Source organism: Candidatus Thermoplasmatota archaeon (assembly GCA_038884455.1).
In the GTDB taxonomy this organism is placed as follows: domain Archaea; phylum Thermoplasmatota; class E2; order DHVEG-1; family DHVEG-1; genus JAWABU01.
This window is the reverse complement of record JAWABU010000003.1, coordinates 34,995-52,012: the sequence shown is the minus strand read 5'-3', so window position 1 is coordinate 52,012 and position 17,018 is coordinate 34,995. Positions and strand designations below refer to the sequence as shown.

22 protein-coding genes are annotated in these 17,018 nt (G+C 38.4%); 13 read left to right on the top strand and 9 right to left on the bottom strand.

Features of this window, described 5'->3' with window-relative positions; all coding sequences use genetic code 11:
- Nucleotides 1–73 precede the first annotated feature (73 nt).
- From QXL17_01115 to QXL17_01095, 5 genes are all read left to right on the top strand, one after another.
- Entirely contained in the window at nt 74–823 is a 750-nt protein-coding gene (locus QXL17_01115; GenBank protein ID MEM4257736.1) for a type II CAAX endopeptidase family protein, read from the top strand.
- Nucleotides 824–885: 62 nt separating this feature from the next.
- A complete protein-coding gene (gene ndk, locus QXL17_01110) occupies nt 886–1,341 on the top strand; it encodes a nucleoside-diphosphate kinase (GenBank protein MEM4257735.1) in 456 nt (151 codons plus the stop codon).
- 101 nt (nt 1,342–1,442) lie between these two features.
- A complete protein-coding gene (locus tag QXL17_01105; protein MEM4257734.1) occupies nt 1,443–1,856 on the top strand; it encodes a hypothetical protein in 414 nt (137 codons plus the stop codon).
- Nucleotides 1,857–1,957: 101 nt separating this feature from the next.
- Nucleotides 1,958–2,449, top strand: a complete 492-nt coding sequence (locus tag QXL17_01100; protein ID MEM4257733.1) for a CBS domain-containing protein — start codon at nt 1,958–1,960, stop codon at nt 2,447–2,449.
- Nucleotides 2,446–3,678 (top strand): cation:proton antiporter, encoded by a 1,233-nt coding sequence (locus QXL17_01095; GenBank protein MEM4257732.1) that lies wholly within the window; start codon nt 2,446–2,448, stop codon nt 3,676–3,678. Before QXL17_01100 ends, QXL17_01095 begins: the two co-directional genes overlap by 4 nt.
- A 177-nt stretch (nt 3,679–3,855) precedes the next feature.
- On the opposite strand, the gene QXL17_01090 is transcribed toward QXL17_01095, so the two are convergent.
- Genes QXL17_01090 through QXL17_01050 form a run of 9 tightly spaced genes read right to left on the bottom strand, consistent with a single transcriptional unit; the run spans nt 3,856 to nt 12,611 of the window.
- Nucleotides 3,856–4,500, bottom strand: a complete 645-nt coding sequence (locus tag QXL17_01090) for a V-type ATP synthase subunit D (GenBank protein MEM4257731.1) — start codon at nt 4,498–4,500, stop codon at nt 3,856–3,858.
- A gap of 4 nt (nt 4,501–4,504) precedes the next feature.
- Nucleotides 4,505–5,896 carry a V-type ATP synthase subunit B gene (locus QXL17_01085; protein MEM4257730.1) on the bottom strand — a complete coding sequence of 464 codons (1,392 nt, stop codon included), beginning with the start codon at nt 5,894–5,896 and terminating at the stop codon, nt 4,505–4,507.
- On the bottom strand, nt 5,893–7,668 hold the full coding sequence (locus tag QXL17_01080) for an ATP synthase subunit A (GenBank protein MEM4257729.1): 1,776 nt from the start codon (nt 7,666–7,668) through the stop codon (nt 5,893–5,895). Before QXL17_01080 ends, QXL17_01085 begins: the two co-directional genes overlap by 4 nt.
- Nucleotides 7,669–7,691: 23 nt before the next feature.
- Entirely contained in the window at nt 7,692–8,012 is a 321-nt protein-coding gene (locus tag QXL17_01075; protein ID MEM4257728.1) for a V-type ATP synthase subunit F, read from the bottom strand.
- Entirely contained in the window at nt 8,009–9,130 is a 1,122-nt protein-coding gene (locus QXL17_01070) for a V-type ATPase subunit (protein ID MEM4257727.1), read from the bottom strand. Before QXL17_01070 ends, QXL17_01075 begins: the two co-directional genes overlap by 4 nt.
- Before the next feature lie 3 nt (nt 9,131–9,133).
- Nucleotides 9,134–9,706 (bottom strand): V-type ATP synthase subunit E, encoded by a 573-nt coding sequence (locus tag QXL17_01065; protein ID MEM4257726.1) that lies wholly within the window; start codon nt 9,704–9,706, stop codon nt 9,134–9,136.
- Nucleotides 9,707–9,730: 24 nt separating this feature from the next.
- Nucleotides 9,731–10,291, bottom strand: a complete 561-nt coding sequence (locus QXL17_01060) for a hypothetical protein (GenBank protein MEM4257725.1) — start codon at nt 10,289–10,291, stop codon at nt 9,731–9,733.
- Between the two features lie 25 nt (nt 10,292–10,316).
- The gene (locus tag QXL17_01055; GenBank protein ID MEM4257724.1) at nt 10,317–12,278 is read right to left on the bottom strand and encodes a V-type ATP synthase subunit I; all 1,962 of its coding nucleotides are present in this window, start codon (nt 12,276–12,278) and stop codon (nt 10,317–10,319) included.
- Between the two features lie 21 nt (nt 12,279–12,299).
- Nucleotides 12,300–12,611: a hypothetical protein gene (locus QXL17_01050; protein MEM4257723.1), complete on the bottom strand. Its 312-nt coding sequence runs from the start codon at nt 12,609–12,611 to the stop codon at nt 12,300–12,302.
- 252 nt (nt 12,612–12,863) lie between these two features.
- Here QXL17_01050 and QXL17_01045 point away from each other — a divergent pair, with 252 nt between their 5' ends.
- The 8 genes from QXL17_01045 to QXL17_01010 are packed head-to-tail and all read left to right on the top strand — an operon-like array spanning nt 12,864 to nt 17,015.
- Nucleotides 12,864–13,301, top strand: a complete 438-nt coding sequence (locus QXL17_01045) for an NADH-quinone oxidoreductase subunit B family protein (protein ID MEM4257722.1) — start codon at nt 12,864–12,866, stop codon at nt 13,299–13,301.
- Nucleotides 13,298–13,834: an NADH-quinone oxidoreductase subunit C gene (locus QXL17_01040; GenBank protein ID MEM4257721.1), complete on the top strand. Its 537-nt coding sequence runs from the start codon at nt 13,298–13,300 to the stop codon at nt 13,832–13,834. The genes QXL17_01045 and QXL17_01040 overlap by 4 nt, the downstream gene beginning before the upstream one ends.
- On the top strand, nt 13,831–15,060 hold the full coding sequence (locus tag QXL17_01035) for a nickel-dependent hydrogenase large subunit (protein ID MEM4257720.1): 1,230 nt from the start codon (nt 13,831–13,833) through the stop codon (nt 15,058–15,060). The genes QXL17_01040 and QXL17_01035 overlap by 4 nt, the downstream gene beginning before the upstream one ends.
- Nucleotides 15,057–15,458, top strand: coding sequence for a 4Fe-4S dicluster-binding protein (locus tag QXL17_01030; protein MEM4257719.1), 402 nt, complete (start codon nt 15,057–15,059; stop codon nt 15,456–15,458). The genes QXL17_01035 and QXL17_01030 overlap by 4 nt, the downstream gene beginning before the upstream one ends.
- A gap of 15 nt (nt 15,459–15,473) precedes the next feature.
- Nucleotides 15,474–16,073 carry a Na+/H+ antiporter subunit E gene (locus tag QXL17_01025; protein MEM4257718.1) on the top strand — a complete coding sequence of 200 codons (600 nt, stop codon included), beginning with the start codon at nt 15,474–15,476 and terminating at the stop codon, nt 16,071–16,073.
- The gene (locus tag QXL17_01020) at nt 16,070–16,339 is read left to right on the top strand and encodes a cation:proton antiporter (GenBank protein MEM4257717.1); all 270 of its coding nucleotides are present in this window, start codon (nt 16,070–16,072) and stop codon (nt 16,337–16,339) included. The genes QXL17_01025 and QXL17_01020 overlap by 4 nt, the downstream gene beginning before the upstream one ends.
- A complete protein-coding gene (mnhG, locus tag QXL17_01015) occupies nt 16,340–16,777 on the top strand; it encodes a monovalent cation/H(+) antiporter subunit G (GenBank protein ID MEM4257716.1) in 438 nt (145 codons plus the stop codon).
- Nucleotides 16,767–17,015, top strand: a complete 249-nt coding sequence (locus tag QXL17_01010) for a hydrogenase subunit MbhD domain-containing protein (protein ID MEM4257715.1) — start codon at nt 16,767–16,769, stop codon at nt 17,013–17,015. Before mnhG ends, QXL17_01010 begins: the two co-directional genes overlap by 11 nt.
- Nucleotides 17,016–17,018 lie beyond the last annotated feature (3 nt).

Genomic DNA, 17,018 nt, shown 5'->3' with positions numbered 1-17,018 from the left:
TAAATTTTTTAATACAACAACAAATCTTTCAAGAAACATAATCTTTATCTAACATTGACTATTGTCCCACAGTATGGATTTTTCAATAAAAAAACCAACGCACATCCTTGCATTATTAGCAATGACACTTGTCTTTTGCATTACAATTGGTTTACCAATACTTACGTTTTTTAATTACCTTCCATCAACTCCAGAAGGTATTCAATCAGTACCAGCACAATTACAGATCCTATTTGAGATAATTCTCGTCGGTCTCCAGTTATCACTAATAATAGTTTTATTCATAGGCGTTCCAATACTCTGGTATGTTCTCGTAAACCGATTATCAATAAAAAGTATATTTGAACGACTACAGCTCAAAAAACAAGAAATTCCACAAGCAATACTCTGGGGCGGTATCACGATGATCTGCAGTTTTATTATGATCGTCATCATCGACATTTTTTTACTTGCTGGTGGATTTGACCCCTCAAAACAAAGCAATATCGAAGATTTAGAGAAAATTTTATCACTTCCGAGCATGGTCGTCATCATATCAATCCAACCAATTGCAGAAGAATTTTTTTTCAGAGGATTTCTCCTTGAAAAAATCAATTCTTGGAAAGGACCAACCACTGCGGTTGTACTACCATCGATTCTCTTTGGAATCGCACATCTTTCATACGGAAAAATATATCCTCTGGTGATGACAGGAATTGTTGGAGCTTTCTTAGCATTTTTTGTAATAAAAACAAAAAATCTTCTAACTGGGGTACTAGCACATATATTTTTCAATATTACCAGTATTACCCTGTACTACCTTACAAAAAATTTTTTTCCCTAAATCGTTAATTCTATAAACACATCTTCCATCCTACCTACAAAAAAAAACACGAGGACAATACCATGCAAAAAGAAAGAACATTTGTCATGATCAAACCAGATGGGGTACAGCGGGGATTTATCGGAGACATCATCAGTCGATTTGAAAAAAAAGGGCTGAAAATTGTTGCGTTAAAACTCGTTTCAGTTGATAAAAAACTAGCTGAAAAACATTATGGAGTCCACAAAGGAAAACCTTTCTTTGAACCAACAGTACGCTACATAACATCTTCACCTGTTGTTGCAATGGTTCTCGAAGGAATCAACGTCATTGAAACCGTTCGATCGATGATGGGAAAAACAGATCCACAACAAGCACCCCTCGGGACAATCAGAGGAGATTACGGTCAATTCATCGGAAGAAATATCATTCATGGTTCAGATAGCAAAGAAACTGCAACGTTTGAAATCAACCTTTGGTTTAAACCTGAAGAAATAGCTCAGTATACCAAAATTGATGAATCCTGGTTAACAGAGTAAACATCCATAGATACTCTTTCATGACTTAAAAAAAAGGAAACTTTATTAATAAGTTCAGAGTTTCTCCTGGTTAAAAAAAATAAAATATGGAGGAGATATTTATGGATAAAAATGCAATGATTGGAAAATTATCAATATATGCCTTCATGGGCGGAACCCTCATCGCAATACTTGTTGGGCTATGGCAAGCAGTTCAACTTGAGGGCGGAAACAACTTTTTTGCAACGAACACGGGAGGAATCCTCGCTTGGATTCTCGCAATAATCGGTGCAATCGTGGGAATTCTCGCATTTCTAGGAAAAGGAACCATTACCAAAGAAGAAGTCCCAGGTTTTCTCATGGCAGGTGTAGCATTACTCGTCATGTACGCAGTATTCCAAGGATCATATATGCTACTCAACCCATGGATTGGTTCATTGCTCACCGGGATATCGCTAAGTCTTGCGATATTTATTGTCCCAGCTGTTGGACTCCTTGCAATTAAAGCAATCTGGGACATTGGTAAAAGCGTTTAAAAAAACAGCAACGCTTTCTTATTTCTTTTTTCTTTCTCTTTACTTTTTTAAAAATTAAAAAGTTAACTTTTAAATATATTTTACACGATTAGTAGATTATTATGAAAAACAAATTGGTTGATGAATTTTACCATCTCAAAGTAAAACAGCTCATGAATAAACGGATATGGGATACTCCAATCATCGAAGAAAATGAAGATATCTTCAGTGTTCTTAATATTCTTGGCGCACGAAACCACATTTGGGTTGTCAATAACAAACAGGAAAAAAAGCTCGTAGGAGCGATTACTGAACATGACATTCTGGTGACGCTCGCCCCAAAAAGTTTTTCACCCTATACGTTTGGGTTACCGGATATACGATCGCTACAACATGAAACCGTCAAAACCGCACGAGATATTATGTCCACAGAAGTTATTAGCTGTACAGAAGACGAAAAAATTATTGATATCCTCCAACGTATGACAAGATATAAACTCAGGCGTTTACCGGTAGTAAGAAACAATCAGATTATCGGTGAAATCACACTCAATCAGTTGATACGAAAGTTTTATGATGCAACACAATACCATTCAATAACTGAAGAAGGTTGAAGACTACGGCAAGCGAGATAGATATTTTTGAAATTATTTTGTTAATAGCACTAGCGTTAATCTTTGCTCGTCTTCTTGGTTTCTTGTTTGAACGATTCAAACAACCAGCGGTTATCGGAGAAATCTGCGCCGGATTATTACTTGGAGGTTTTGGACTGGGATTATTCGCAGGGAAAACAGTTCCTTTTTTCCTTTGGGAAATATCATTTCCTCATTTACAGTATACCTCTGAGGCTTTTGAAGTCCTCGCGCAACTCGGGATTTTATTTTTGATGTTTCTCTCAGGATTGGAAATAACCTTTTCAAATTTAAAAAAAGTTCAAAAACCATCGATTTATGTTGCAGTTGGTGGAGTGATTGCACCATTGCTTTTTGGTATGCTGGTTTCTCATTCGTTCGGTTTTAGCTGGCATATCGGCCTTGTAATCGGGTTAATCCTTGTCGCAACATCAGTTGGCATACCCGTACGTGTTTTGATGGATTTAAACGTGCTGAACACAGAAGTAGGACTTACGATTCTTGGCGCAGCAGTCATTGATGATGTATTGGCCATAATTCTGTTTGTATCAGTTTTAGGAGTTGCAACACCTATGGATGTAACAATCCTAGGAATCAAAATTGTAATTTATTTTATTTTATTCTTATTTGTTGGTTTAAAAATCATCGATAAACTATTTCATATTGGTGAAAAAATTCAATTACCTAAAGCGCTGCTTAGTTTCTCACTTGCATTGTTTTTATTGTACTCCTATTTTGCGTATCAATCAGGAATTGCTGGTATCACCGGCGCTTTTGTTGCCGGAATTGTCATCGGTAGATCAATGAAATCGAAAAAAATAATCGAAGATATTAAAACCATCGGATATGGTTTATTCATCCCTTTATTTTTCGTTTGGGTTGGAGCAAACGTCGATCCAACTGTTTTTACTTCATTTACAGTTATCGCATTTGCTCTGTCCATTATTATTGTTAGCATTATCGGAAAAATCATAGGCTGTTGGATCGGAGGGAAACTTGCAGGACTTACCAGCAGACATTCACTTCGAGCTGGTATTGGTATGATCCCTCGACTCGAAATGGCGTTAATAATTGCTGGTGCTGCAGTCGCACAAGGAGTTCTTATTGGAGAGACTGCGACTCAAATCCTTGCAACAACAGTATTATTAACACTTGTTACAACACTCATCACACCATTCCTGTTGAAAGCAGCATTTAAATATAGATACTGAACAAATGATGGGAAAAAATTTACCGAATGATATACCACAATAAAAAAGAAAAAATACCAATGATCAAAAAAAGAATCCAAAGAATGTATGCTATTTTAAGACGAACAATCCACCGTGCTTTCTTTTCAGGTGTATCAAAAAATTGCCCTAGAATAGGATCTTCTTCCAATGACATAGTCATTTTTTCTTATATTCAAGGAGTGTTTTAATTCTTTTTCGTCTGAAAAAATCTTCTCGTTCTCGTTCTTCAAGTTGCATCTCAATATACTTAATTGTTGCAGTTAGTTTTGGAATAAGAACATGCTCTAATACATTCACCCGTCGTTTCGTTTTTTCAATTTCTAACGAAAGTGATTGAATATTACTTTCATATTCAGCAAGCTGCAGTAATTTTTTGGTTAACATATGGAAACGATACTGTGCCTCATCAAATGATGCATTCGTCTCAAAAAAACCATATCGCGGTTCGTGCTTTGGAATAGTTTGAGCTGTATGAATTTTTGGTATCTTCACCCCCATGATGTTATCATACCCGAACGTAATTTCATCGAGTTGCTTTGTTAAAAATGAAAGATATTCAACCTTATCTTCCCCTAACAGCATCTGTGCAGTAATCAACGCTTCAAATGCTTTCGGGAACTCAGCATCAACTTCTTTTCGCAATACATTTCTTCTTTCAATTAAGGAAAAAAAACGTTCAACAAGCGCATCTCTCTTTTCCTCAAGAAGTTTGTATCCTTTCTGAGCTAATAGTATTTTTTTTCGAACATCTAGAAGATCCATTCGAGTTGGATTAACACCTTCAAGAATTTGCTCAGCCATACTCTTACTCTGACGTTACTTTTGGTAAATATTTTTTAATGAATTTCTCATCAATTTTTTTCAACTCTGATTGCGGTAATAAGGACAATAACTCCCAACCTATGTCAAGCGTTTTATGAATACTTCGATCTTCAGAGGGTTGCTGAGAAACAAAACGTTTTTCAAAAGCATCAGCAAATTGTAAGAATTTTCGATCACGTTCTGAAAGTGCATCTTCACCAACAATTGAAACGAGATCACGCAAATCACATCCTTCTGCGTATGCAGCATAAAGCTGGTTCGAAACATCAGCATGATCCTCTCGTGTTCGATCAGGACCAATACCCCTATCCATCAAACGAGACAAACAAGGAAGAACAGAGATCGGTGGGTAAATTGCTTTCTTATGTAAACTGCGATCAAGAACAATCTGCCCCTCCGTAATATATCCAGTTAAATCCGGGATAGGATGTGTAATATCATCATCAGGCATCGTCAACATAGGTATCTGAGTGATCGAACCTTTCTTGCCCTTAATTCTCCCTGCACGCTCATAAATTGATGCTAGATCAGTATACATATATCCTGGGTATCCACGGCGACCTGGTACTTCTTCACGAGCTGCGGCTATTTCTCGAAGTGCTTCTGCATAGTTGGTTAAATCAGTTAAAATAACAAGAACCTGCATATCTAAATCAAACGCCAGATACTCGGCGCAGGTTAACGCCATTCGTGGTAAAATAATCCGTTCAATTGTCGGATCATCAGCAAGATTCAAAAACATTACTGTGCGCTCCAGCGCACCAGTATTCTCGAAATCTTTGATAAATAAATTTGCTTCTTCGTTTGTAATTCCCATCGCGCAAAAAACGACAGCAAATTTTTCTTCTTTTCCTAACACTTTTGCCTGACGAGCTATCTGAACAGCTAATTCATTGTGAGGAAGACCAGCACCTGAAAAAATCGGAAGCTTTTGACCTCGAACTAATGTGTTTAACCCATCGATCGCTGAGATTCCTGTTTGAATAAATTCACGGGGGTATTCACGAGCACAAGGATTGATTGGAACACCATTGATATCACGACGGATTTCAGGGATTATCGGAGGTGCATTATCCAACGGATTTCCAGTTCCATCAAATATCCGACCAATGATATCCTTAGAGAGACCAAGCTTCATGGTTTCACCAATGAAACGAACTGCGGTTTTCTTTGTATCTAAACCACGCGTACCTTCAAATACCTGAACAACTGCTTTTGTTTCAAAAACCTCAAGAACCTGACCAGTTCGAATTTCCCCTGTTGCTGTTTTAATTTTTACAACCTCATTAAAGGAGACATCAGTTACTTTATCAACAACCATCAAGGGACCTGTCACTTCAGTAACAGTCGAATATTCGATATTCTTCTGACTCATACGGCACGCTCCTGAATTAACAATTGTACTTCTTTTTCTAAATCTTGTTCAATTTTTTTGAAGATTTTTTCAAACGTATCATTAGGAATTTTACCCATCCGAGCTAACTGTTCCCGTGACCTCATAGAAAGAATAGCATCGATAGGTACATTGTGACTTACAGCATTGTCAATTTTATCTGAAAATAACAACATAAGTCGAAGCATTTCATACTGTTTCTTACTCGGACAATACGTGTCAACTTCATGAAATGCATTCTGTTGGAGATAATGTTCACGAATCATACGAGCGCTTTCGAGTACTGCACGTTCACGAGTTGGTAATGCATCGGGACCAACAAGTTTTACGATTTCTTGCAACTCTGCTTCTTTCTGTAATAAATTCATAGCTTTATTCAACATCGATAACCAATTCTTCCCAACGTTTTTCTCCCACCATTCACTCATTTCTTCCAGATATAATGAATACGATTTTAACCAGTTGACTGAGGGGAAATGTCGTTTATCTGCAAGATCAGCGTCAAGCGCCCAGAACACTCGAACAATCCGAAGGGTGTTTTGTGCAACCGGCTCTGAAAAATCACCACCAGGTGGGGAAACAGCACCCATGACCGATACTGAACCTTCGGTTTTTTTCGAACCAATAAGCTGAGCACGACCAGCACGTTCATAAAACTCAGCTAATCTAGAAGCAAGATACGCAGGGTATCCTTCTTCACCAGGCATTTCCTCAAGACGACCTGAAATCTCACGCATCGCCTCAGCCCACCGAGACGTACTATCAGCCATCAATGCAACATCATACCCCATATCTCGATAATATTCAGCAATCGTAATTCCTGTATATACACTAGCATCTCGAGCTGCAACCGGCATATTTGAGGTATTTGCAATCAAAACAGTTCGATTCATCAAAGGACCACCAGTTACTGGATCAACAAGTTCTGGAAATTCACGAAGCACATCGGTCATTTCATTGCCGCGCTCCCCACAACCAACATAAACGACAATCTTTGCATCGCTCCATTTGGCGAGTTGATGTAATGTCACAGTTTTACCTGTCCCAAAACCACCAGGAATCGCAGCAGTCCCTCCTTTTGCAATTGGAAAGAAGGTATCAATGACACGCTGTCCAGTAATCAACGGAAGTGTAGGATCATATTTTTTCACTACCGGTCTTGCTTTTCGAACTGGCCATCGTTGCATCATCGTCAAGTTCACAACACCAGTATCGGTGTGAATCGTTGCAATTTCAGTATCAACGGTATAGCTTCCTTTTGGTACAACAGCAGTAACTTTGCCGGAGATAGAAGGTGGAACCAAGATTTTATGAACAATATGTTTGGTTTCCTGAACTTCACCGAGCACATCACCACTCCAAACAACCTCTCCTTGTGATACTACTGGTGAAAAATCCCATTTTTTTGTTCTATCAAGTGCAAAAGCTTGTGCACCACGATGGATAAAATCACCGGTTTTTTTCACAAGTGCTTCGAGCGGACGTTGAACTCCATCATAAATAGTTCCAATTAAACCAGGTCCAAGTTCAACAGAAAGTGGCATACCTGTTGATACAACATCTTCACCAGGCTTCAACCCGTTAGTATCCTCATAAACCTGAATTGTTGCAATTTCATTATGTAATCGAATAATCTCTCCAACAAGTTTTTCAGATCCAACATGAACAACATCATACATTTTTGCTCCACGCATGCCGTTTGCTTCAATAACTGGACCTGATATTCGAATGATTTTACCTTTACTTTCAGACATATTGCTTGTATCCTCCGTAGTGTTTATTTTTCTTTTTTACCAATATCAATCCCAACTGCTTTTTTTATAAGATAAGAAACATAATCAATATGATCCTCAATATGACCTTTTTTATCAGGGATCTCAACGATCAATGGCAGTTGATGTCGCAATCGAAACTCTTTCAGTGGTTTCCCAAGTTGTTCCACAATTGATTCTGTGATAAATAACACTCCAAGATCATTTCTTGCTCGTATTTGATCAAAGACATTCTGAGGATTTCCGTCAACGATAAAAATCTCATGGATTCCACCAAGTCTTAAACCTACAGCAGTATCACGATCACACAGTGCAGCAAGCTTCATGGATCTCCCTCTGTTATTAGGAATTGTTTAATTGTTTCTTTTGATACGTTTTCATTGATTCCTTTACAGATGATTTTAAGGTTTTGAATTTCAAATTCTTTTGAAATTAGGAAACGGATTGTTGGACCAATATTGATATAGTTTTTCATCGATAGTTCTTTCATACGTTGGAGAAGATAGATATCTAAAATATTTTCAATTTTTTGAAGAGAGTTTTCGACATCGGACAGATCAACCTGCTTAGTAATAAATGTATAATATGATGTTCCTTCAAGAGCATGGAGAACGTGAGATACGGTACTTTGTTCGATTAATTCAGTAAATTTCCATGGAGCGATCTCCCGCCCCTGTCCAAGATATAATTTTTTACAAAAAATATGATCATAGCCAAGATGTTTCGCACGGAGCACATGTTTTATTGTATAGATATCAATGAGTGTTTGAACGAGTTCTCTTTTTGCAGAGTCACATTTATAGGGGACTTTAACCTGATACAATTCACGAAGAAAATATGCATCAAAGAGAGCATCAATCAAAAACACATCCTGTAGGTTGGTCTTCAGATTCAGAACCTCGGCTTGATTGAAACCATATGATTCTAACAGTTCAGAGTATTTTTCTGACGGGGTATCATAAATATCTTGAAGTAAACGTTGTGTCCAGGGAAGAAGAAATTCAGCAGATATGTTTTGAGTTGAAATACCCAACAGTTTTTTTTTCAATTCATTTTTTACGAAAAATAAATCATATTTTTTACGATAGGTGTCAAAAAAAGCTTGCATTTTTTTTGAGCTATCTTTTTTCATCATGTCAATTGTTTGAAGTACATGATTATCTAAAGATTTCTGGATTTCACCGGGGGTATCTCCCTGGAGAACATAATCCTTTTTTTGATTTATTTTCTCTTTAAATTCAGACACTGTAGAAAGTTCAAGGATGCTCTCCAGTTCTTTTGGTAAAATAAAAGGATTACCAATCGCTTCATATTTTGCAGTTGGGTAAATAAATTTCATGTAGGTTGACAATGGTCGTGCAATCAAAAATACAACAAGACTAATTCCTCCACATACCGGAATCCAAAAGGTAATATGATATGGGTTTGTCAACCAATCAAACATGTATTAGTCACCTGCTCCTTCAAAGAGAAGAGAACCAAGATGTATTCTCAAGTCATCCTTTTTTCTCTGAAGAATACTAGAAAACGTATAATCAAGTTTAATGCTGCCGTCCTGCGAGACAAGAATGATACCACCAGGAGCATCAACTGTTCCAGATACTGAAAGCCCGAGTTTTTGGGCTATTACTCGATCAATATCGCGAGAAACAAGAACAGTACATGTGGTCCCTAAACGACTGATTCCTTGTTTCATAAAACGAGTGATAACGTCAGTATATTGTTTGTCATCAAGGTGCGATAACTGCTCGAGAGCTCGGCGGAAACAGGTCTCCATGATTTCTTCTTTTGTTGTTACCAACTCTCGTTTCAGGTCTTGTGTCGCCCGTGAAATCTGAATTTTTGATGCGGCCTCAATATGTTGCCTGCCCTCAGTTAAAATTTTTTCAACTTCTTGTCTGGCTTCTTTTCGAAGTGTTTTCAGGAGTTGGTCTGCCTCTTGTTCTACTTTTTTTTGGATTGTTTGTAGTTCTTGAGCTGTATCTTTTCGTATACGTTCAATGATTTTTTCTGCAGACATAGCAACGTCACATTGAATTTTTGTTTAACCTAGGAATTTTAACCCAACCATAAGGAGAATCGCAGCAAGAAGGCCAAAAATTGCTATTGTTTCCGTCATAACCGTAAAGATAATGCCTCGAGCTGCAACATCAGGGTTTCTTCCGACAGCACTGATCGATGAGGATGCAACCATTCCTTGATTAATCGCTGAGGTACCAGTTAACCCTACGATCAACCCAATCCACACAGCACCCATTCCTTGCAAAAGTGACGCTGAAGGTGTCCCTCCTAAAAGACCAACACCAAGCATGAGAAGAATCGCAGTCAGGAGACCATAGACTGATTGAGTCATCGGTAACACTTGGAGAACTAAGAGTTTTCCAAATAACTGTGGTTTTTCTGCCGTAACCGCAACCGCAGATGAACCTGCAAGAGCAAGCCCAATCGCTGATGATATTCCTGCGATACTAATTGCCAATGCACACCCAAGAATAACAAGGGGTGTTTGATCTTCTTCAACTTCTTGTGCACTTGCTAATCCTGTCGATACAATCACTGCAATCAACAGGAGAATTGCAAAAACTGTTCTTTTTTTTATCTTCATATGTTTCTTCCTCCAGAACCATTTTTTATTTTTCCTCAATTTTTGTATATGTTCTTTTTATTTTAAAAGGCGTGAACGTTCGTCCGCCTCCTTCGTAGAATCGATTAAAAAATTCTACATACTGGAGCCGCAATGCATGCACACCAGCTCCAAGAGCCTGAATAATGACATTTGCAGTATGCGCAAGTACCAGAATAATCGGCATGAGGATGATTCCTGCAAGTTCTCCAATCACATTAAACGCAAGAGCCATACCTGACGTTGCAAGTCCTAACGCAAGAAGCCGTGCGTAGGATAACCAATCACCAACATACCCGGTAATTCCAAAAAAACCAAGCGGTCCATCGTGAATAAATAAGAGGAGCAAACCACCTATTGTCAATAGAATCGCACTGAATAAGACAGACGTATCAATCGTCCAGCCAAGGATGAAGTTACCAATGAGTATTCCTCCACCGAGTTGCAGAGGAATCCAAGGGATATGACGGGTCAACATTTCTCTATAGTTTTTATGGTGTACTGCCTGGAGTATACCAAGCAGTATTCCAACATTCAGATGAATTAAACCAAAGATGAGCGCAATCGTTAGGATGGTTAGAGGGTCTCGAAGAGGTTCTAAGGGGAGACCAAAAGCTGGAAGACTGTATAATGGTTTCGAAGGATCGTGATAGATAAAGCGAGGAATAAAATCGCCAAAAAAACTATTCGTAAGTAAACCAACAATAATTGTTGAAACACCAAGTAGTAAACCGAGAAATGACCATTGCCGTATTAAAGAACTCTGTTTACCAAATTTCATAAAACCGAAAAGTGACAATAACAAGATGACTAAGCCATATCCAGCATCCCCGAGCATAAATCCAAAGAAAATCACTAAAAACAATCCCATAAAAATCGTTGGATTTAATTCATTGTATTTTGGTGTTGCAAAAAGTTCAAGAAACATTTGAAAAGATTGTGCCCAACGTGGTGTCTCAAGATACGTTGGAGGAGCATCTTGATCCATCGAAGGTTCATCTGTTGAAAAATCAAAATATCCTTGCGAAGTTTCTGATACTAACTCCTGGAGTTTTTCTTGATTTTTTTCTATCACCCATCCTTGAATAACATACGTTGTTTTTGTTTTTGAAAAATTTTTCTTAATTTCTATTTGAATTCGTTCAAGCTGCAACTCCTCTCGAAGAACATAAAGATCAGATAGATAGGTATCTCGATATTTCTCAAAGAATGAACAGAGTGATTGTTGTTCTTCTTCAATCCTTTTTTTTTCTTTCTCTAGAAAAGACTGAGCATCTTTTGGGGAACCGGATACTGAGGTGAGATCAAAAAACGTGATCTTATCACGAACGACTTTTTCGAATTTTTCTTGCTCTGAACGATGAACCACACAAACGACAACCCATGTGGTTTTCTTCCCAGTTTTTACTTGATGGGAAAAAAGTTCAACAAATTCAAAATTTTTCAGTTGTTCTTCGAGTTGTTGAAACTGAGTTGTCATCCCTGCAACAATAAAAAGATGAGATGACTGACCTACATGTGAGAGATCAAAATCCAAAAAACGCAACAATTTGACTTGTTCAAGACTCGTTAAAACCTTTTGATATTCCTCTGAGAGGACTCCAATTCGTTTATCAGTTTCAAGAAGATGATTCTCGATTTTCTTCAAAATTGTATCGACATCAACATAGATTTCAGACAACGAACGATCCTGAACGGTCTGAATGGGGGGTTGTTGGATAGTAAAAAGGCTTCGAATCCCTTTTGATTTTTTTTGATATTTCTGGAAAAGAGTAATCAGTCGAGATAATCGAAGTTCATACTCAGTACATCGTGAAATATCCTGAGATAGTTTAGCATCTAAAACTTCCTGAGAACCTTTTGTTTCATCACGAGATATATCGATAATTTCAAGATATCCTGCTTCATAGATTTTTCTGATAACATCTGCAATATAATCTTGGTATACCGCGATTGATACTTTTTTCATAGGTGCTGGGAAGAGAATAGATTACCCCTCCTGTATAACCTGCGTAATAATGTATTCGACACCGTTGTTGATGTTTTCCTGCGCTTTTTGCTGTAGTCGGATGATGTCTTTTTGTGTCTCTTGCCGCATTTTTTCGATGGTTTTTTTTATGTTTTTTTCAGATGATTCAGCTAATTTTTGAAGTTCATCATGAGCAGAATCAATGAGTTTCTTTCTTTCTTTTTCACCAGTTTTCTTTGTTTTTTCAAGTAGCTTTTCTGCATCTTTTTTCGCCTGTTCAATTGCTTGTTGTGCATCAAGCTCTGCTTGTTTGATATCATCAATTGAAATCATGATGATAACCGGTATCAAAAAATACTATATTAGCATTTGTACCTAAAAAAAACGAGTTTGAAACCAGTACATATACATCTATTTTAGTAAACTTTAATAAAAAATCTGTATAACTTTATCACATACAACAAAAAAGATGTGCATAACATCTCATGAACAAAACCTCATATTCCCCAGAGATAAAGATACAGAGAGAAACCGTAACTTTCTAATAGTTTTGAGGAATACCCAGTTAGGATTTGAGGGTACAAAATGGTTAAAAAACTACCAAAGGCATTTAAAAAAGCTTTATGGGTGTATCATTGCAATTCAGGTTCATGTAACGGCTGTGATATCGAGATCATCGCAGCCCTATGCCCACGGTATGACGTTGAACGATTTGGAATTCGCCTTGTTGGAACACCACGTCACGCTGATGTTCTTCTCATTACCGGTCCGGTGACACGACAACTGGCAGAAAAAGTAAAACGAGTTTACGCACAAATGCCTGATCCCAAAGCAGTCATCTGTGTCGGAAATTGCGGCAATACCGGTGATGTCTTTTATGAATCATACAATCTTGTCGGCCCAATAGACAACATCCTTCCTGTTGATGTCTACGTTGTTGGCTGTCCACCTCGACCGGAAAATATCATCAATGGAGTAGCACAAGCTTGGATGAAACTTGAAACCGCAGAGGGACACAAATGAATGCTATTCTCACCGCAGAAGAGATACTTACCTCGTATAAAACCCAGTTTCAAAAAGGCCTTGAAGAGACCCGCCTGGAAACATTTACAACGGGTATAAAAAAGACAGAGATACGCCATCTGTGGATTCGTATCACAAAAGAGATATTTAAAGATTGTATCCGTCATCTGTTTACCTTCACCCCTGAACCGCATTTTACCGTAGCCTCTGGATATGATCTTGGTGAAACCATCGAACTTGTCTATCATTTCTCACTGTTTCAGGGTCATCGTGAACAAGAGATATCAATCAATTTTATAGTTCCCTTACAAAAGTCAGATCCTTCACTTGAAACTATTACTGATCTATTTCCTGGAGCATTAATTTCAGAACAAGAAAAACAAGAAATGCTTGGAGTTACCATCATCGGCATCCCAGTAAATACACGAGTTTTCATCTCTGATGATTTTCCCAAAGATGTGTATCCCTGGAGACGTGATGAAACCGGTCCTCAGCGCCATATCAGGAACCTCCATGAGGTGAAAAAACCATGACTACGGCAAAAACCAAAACTACCTATCAATTACCGATCGGTCCAATCCATCCCGCCCTCAAAGAACCAGTACTGTTTGAGTTTGAAATTGAAGGAGAAAAAATTATTGATGTTGCAGTGCGGCTTGGTCATGTTCACCGGGGAATCGAATGGGCAGCAACACAACGAAATCCTCTTCAGATTCTATACCTTGCTGAACGAATTTGTGGTATCTGTTCATATTGTCATCCGATGGCATTTGCACTTGCTGTTGAACGTGCTGCAAAGATTCAAGTCCCAGAACGAGCGCAATATCTCAGGATTATCCACGGTGAACTCGAACGTATCTGTTCTCACATCCTTTGGGCAGGGGTTGCTGCGCATGAAATTGGGTTCGATTCGGTTCTCTTTCTCACCTGGGAAATGCGAGAAAAAGGATTAGACCTCACTGAATATCTAACAGGTAATCGAGTTACCAAAGGGATCACCATGATTGGTGGTGTACGTCGTGATATCACATCTGATATGATCCCGGCTATTCGTAAGACGCTTGAATACTACAAAAAAAATTTCGAAAAACTTAGCCATATTTTTCTTGATGATAAAACATTCAAACTGCGATGTCAAGACGTTGGCGTTTTAACAAAAGAGGAAGCGGTAAAACTGAATGCTGTCGGTCCAACGACACGAGCATCTGGTGTGAAAAAAGACGTCCGACTTGATCAAGGCTACTTCGCGTACACAGATCTTGATTTTGATTATATCACACCCGATATAGTAACAGGAGAAATTAATGGAGATGTGTATGATCGGATTATCGTCCGATTACTTGAAGTGAAACAATCTGTCGAACTCATCGAGCAATGTCTTGATCGCATGCCTGCCGGTGATATAGTTGCTGAATCAAAACTGGTAAAACTTTTAGCGAATCTTAAAAAAGTAAACAGCGAAGGTCTTGGCCGCATGGAAGCACCCCGCGGTGAGGTTTTCCATTATGTAAAAATGAGGGAAAACGAATCACCATATTGCTGGAAGGTTCGTGCACCAACCTATGCAAATATTCTCCCATGGATACCGATGCTGAAAGGATCGCAGATCGCAGATATTCCGATTATTGCTGCTTCAACTGATCCGTGTATGTCGTGTACGAATCGAGTTGCGATCGTACATCAGAAAAAACAATATGAACTTGATAAACAACAACTCCACAACATGAGTGTAGAAAAAACACGGAGGTTTATGACATGAGATTCACCATGCTTCCTCAAGTTTTTCTTCAAATGTTCAAAAAACCTTTTACCAATAAGTTTCCTCGAAAATATGTACCTGCCTCAACAACACGATTTTTCAACCAGGTTTCTGCTGGAAAAACACAGATACATCCAGCGATATCAACACCTGAAAAATTCAGAGGGAAAATCGTCTACGAAAAAGAAAAATGCATCGGATGCCAACTCTGTTTAAAAGTCTGTCCCTCAGAAGCAATTGAATTTAAACCAGAAGAAAAAAAGATAAAAATCTATCTTGCCCGCTGTACTTTTTGTGCGCAATGCAATGATATTTGCCCTGTGCATTGTTTGACGATGAGTACTGAATTTCTCCTTGCAGATACTGATAAATATTCAAAAACATTAATCGTTGAATAAAAAAAAGTGAACACTATGAACAAAAATAATAATGATCAAATAAACCATGATGCACCCCTTGAAAAAACTTCAAAGAGGGCATCAATGAACCTTCAAGGATTCATCGTAACGACAATCATCGCTCTGATATTCTACCTTGGTCTTACAACAGGGAGCGGAAGTGAGATTCTTGGATTGTGGAGTTGGATCGAACTATTCTTTGGAAGCATCCTTGCAGTAATCGTTGGTATCATAGCACGAAATATATTTATCAAAAACAACTTCCGAATGCTTAATCCTATTCGATGGTTCATTTTCATAGGGTATATCATTGGTCCTTTTTTCATCGCACTCATAAAAGCAAACCTTGATGTCGCGTATCGAGTCATCACAGGAAAAATAAAACCAGGTATTGTAAAAATCTCACCAGACCTTCATACCGACCTTGGAATAACTATGCTTGCAAACTCAATCACCCTCACCCCAGGAACATTGAGTGTCGACATCGACGAAGAACAAAATACTCTCTACATTCATTGGATTAACGTTGATGAAGACAGCATCAAACAAAAACCTGTACCCTACCAAAAGATATGCGGGAAGTTTCCTACGTGGATACGGAGGATTGCTGAATGACTGAATGGTTCACCACACTCCTACTAGTTATCACTGTTTTAACCCTTAGTATCATCATGGCGATTATTCGCGTATTCCGAGGACCAACGACACCAGATCGAGTTGTCGGTGTTGATACCATCAATACTATTGTGATCGTCGCCATGGTACTTTTTGGAGCTGCATACCAAGAAGTAATTTACATCGACGTGGCAATCGTCTACGCGTTTCTCTCATTTATCGCAACACTGTTCATCGCAAAATATCTTGAGGGAGGTGAATTCTAAATGCTCAGCAGCATCTTTGATGCCCTTATCTACCTCATGCTAGGCGTTGGAGTTTTTTTTAATCTACTTGCAGGTATCGGATTACTTCGTTTTCCTGATGTATATACAAGATTACATGCAGGAACAAAATGCACTACGTTCGGATCAATATTTTTAATCGGTTCTGTGATCCTCTTTGGTTTGAAAATGTGGTGGAACCATGATGTGAACGGGTCAGTTCTGTCAATTCATGCTGCAGTTGCACTCCTAGCAATACTTCTAACAAATCCTGTTGGTGCCCACGCAATTGCACGTGCAGCACATCGGACTGGAGTCGAACCAGCACAAGCGGTGGTAGACCATCTAAAGGAAGAAAAACCGCCAAAAAAACAACACGTAAAGAAAAAAAAACAGAAACAAAATACAACATCTTCTGAGGAGGATAACGATGTGGTTTGAACTGCTCAATCTACTCATCATATTTTTAATCATTATTTCCTGTGGTTTTGCAGTGTTTCTCAAAGATCTCATCGCAGCAGCACTCGCATTAGGTGCTATGAGTCTCCTTCTCTCACTTGAATTTTACTTACTCCAAGCACCAGATGTTGCAATTGCTCAAGCTGGTGTTGGCGCCTGTCTGTCTACAGCGATTCTTGTTGTTGCAATTAAATCAACAAAACGAATGGAGGAGGAATAACAC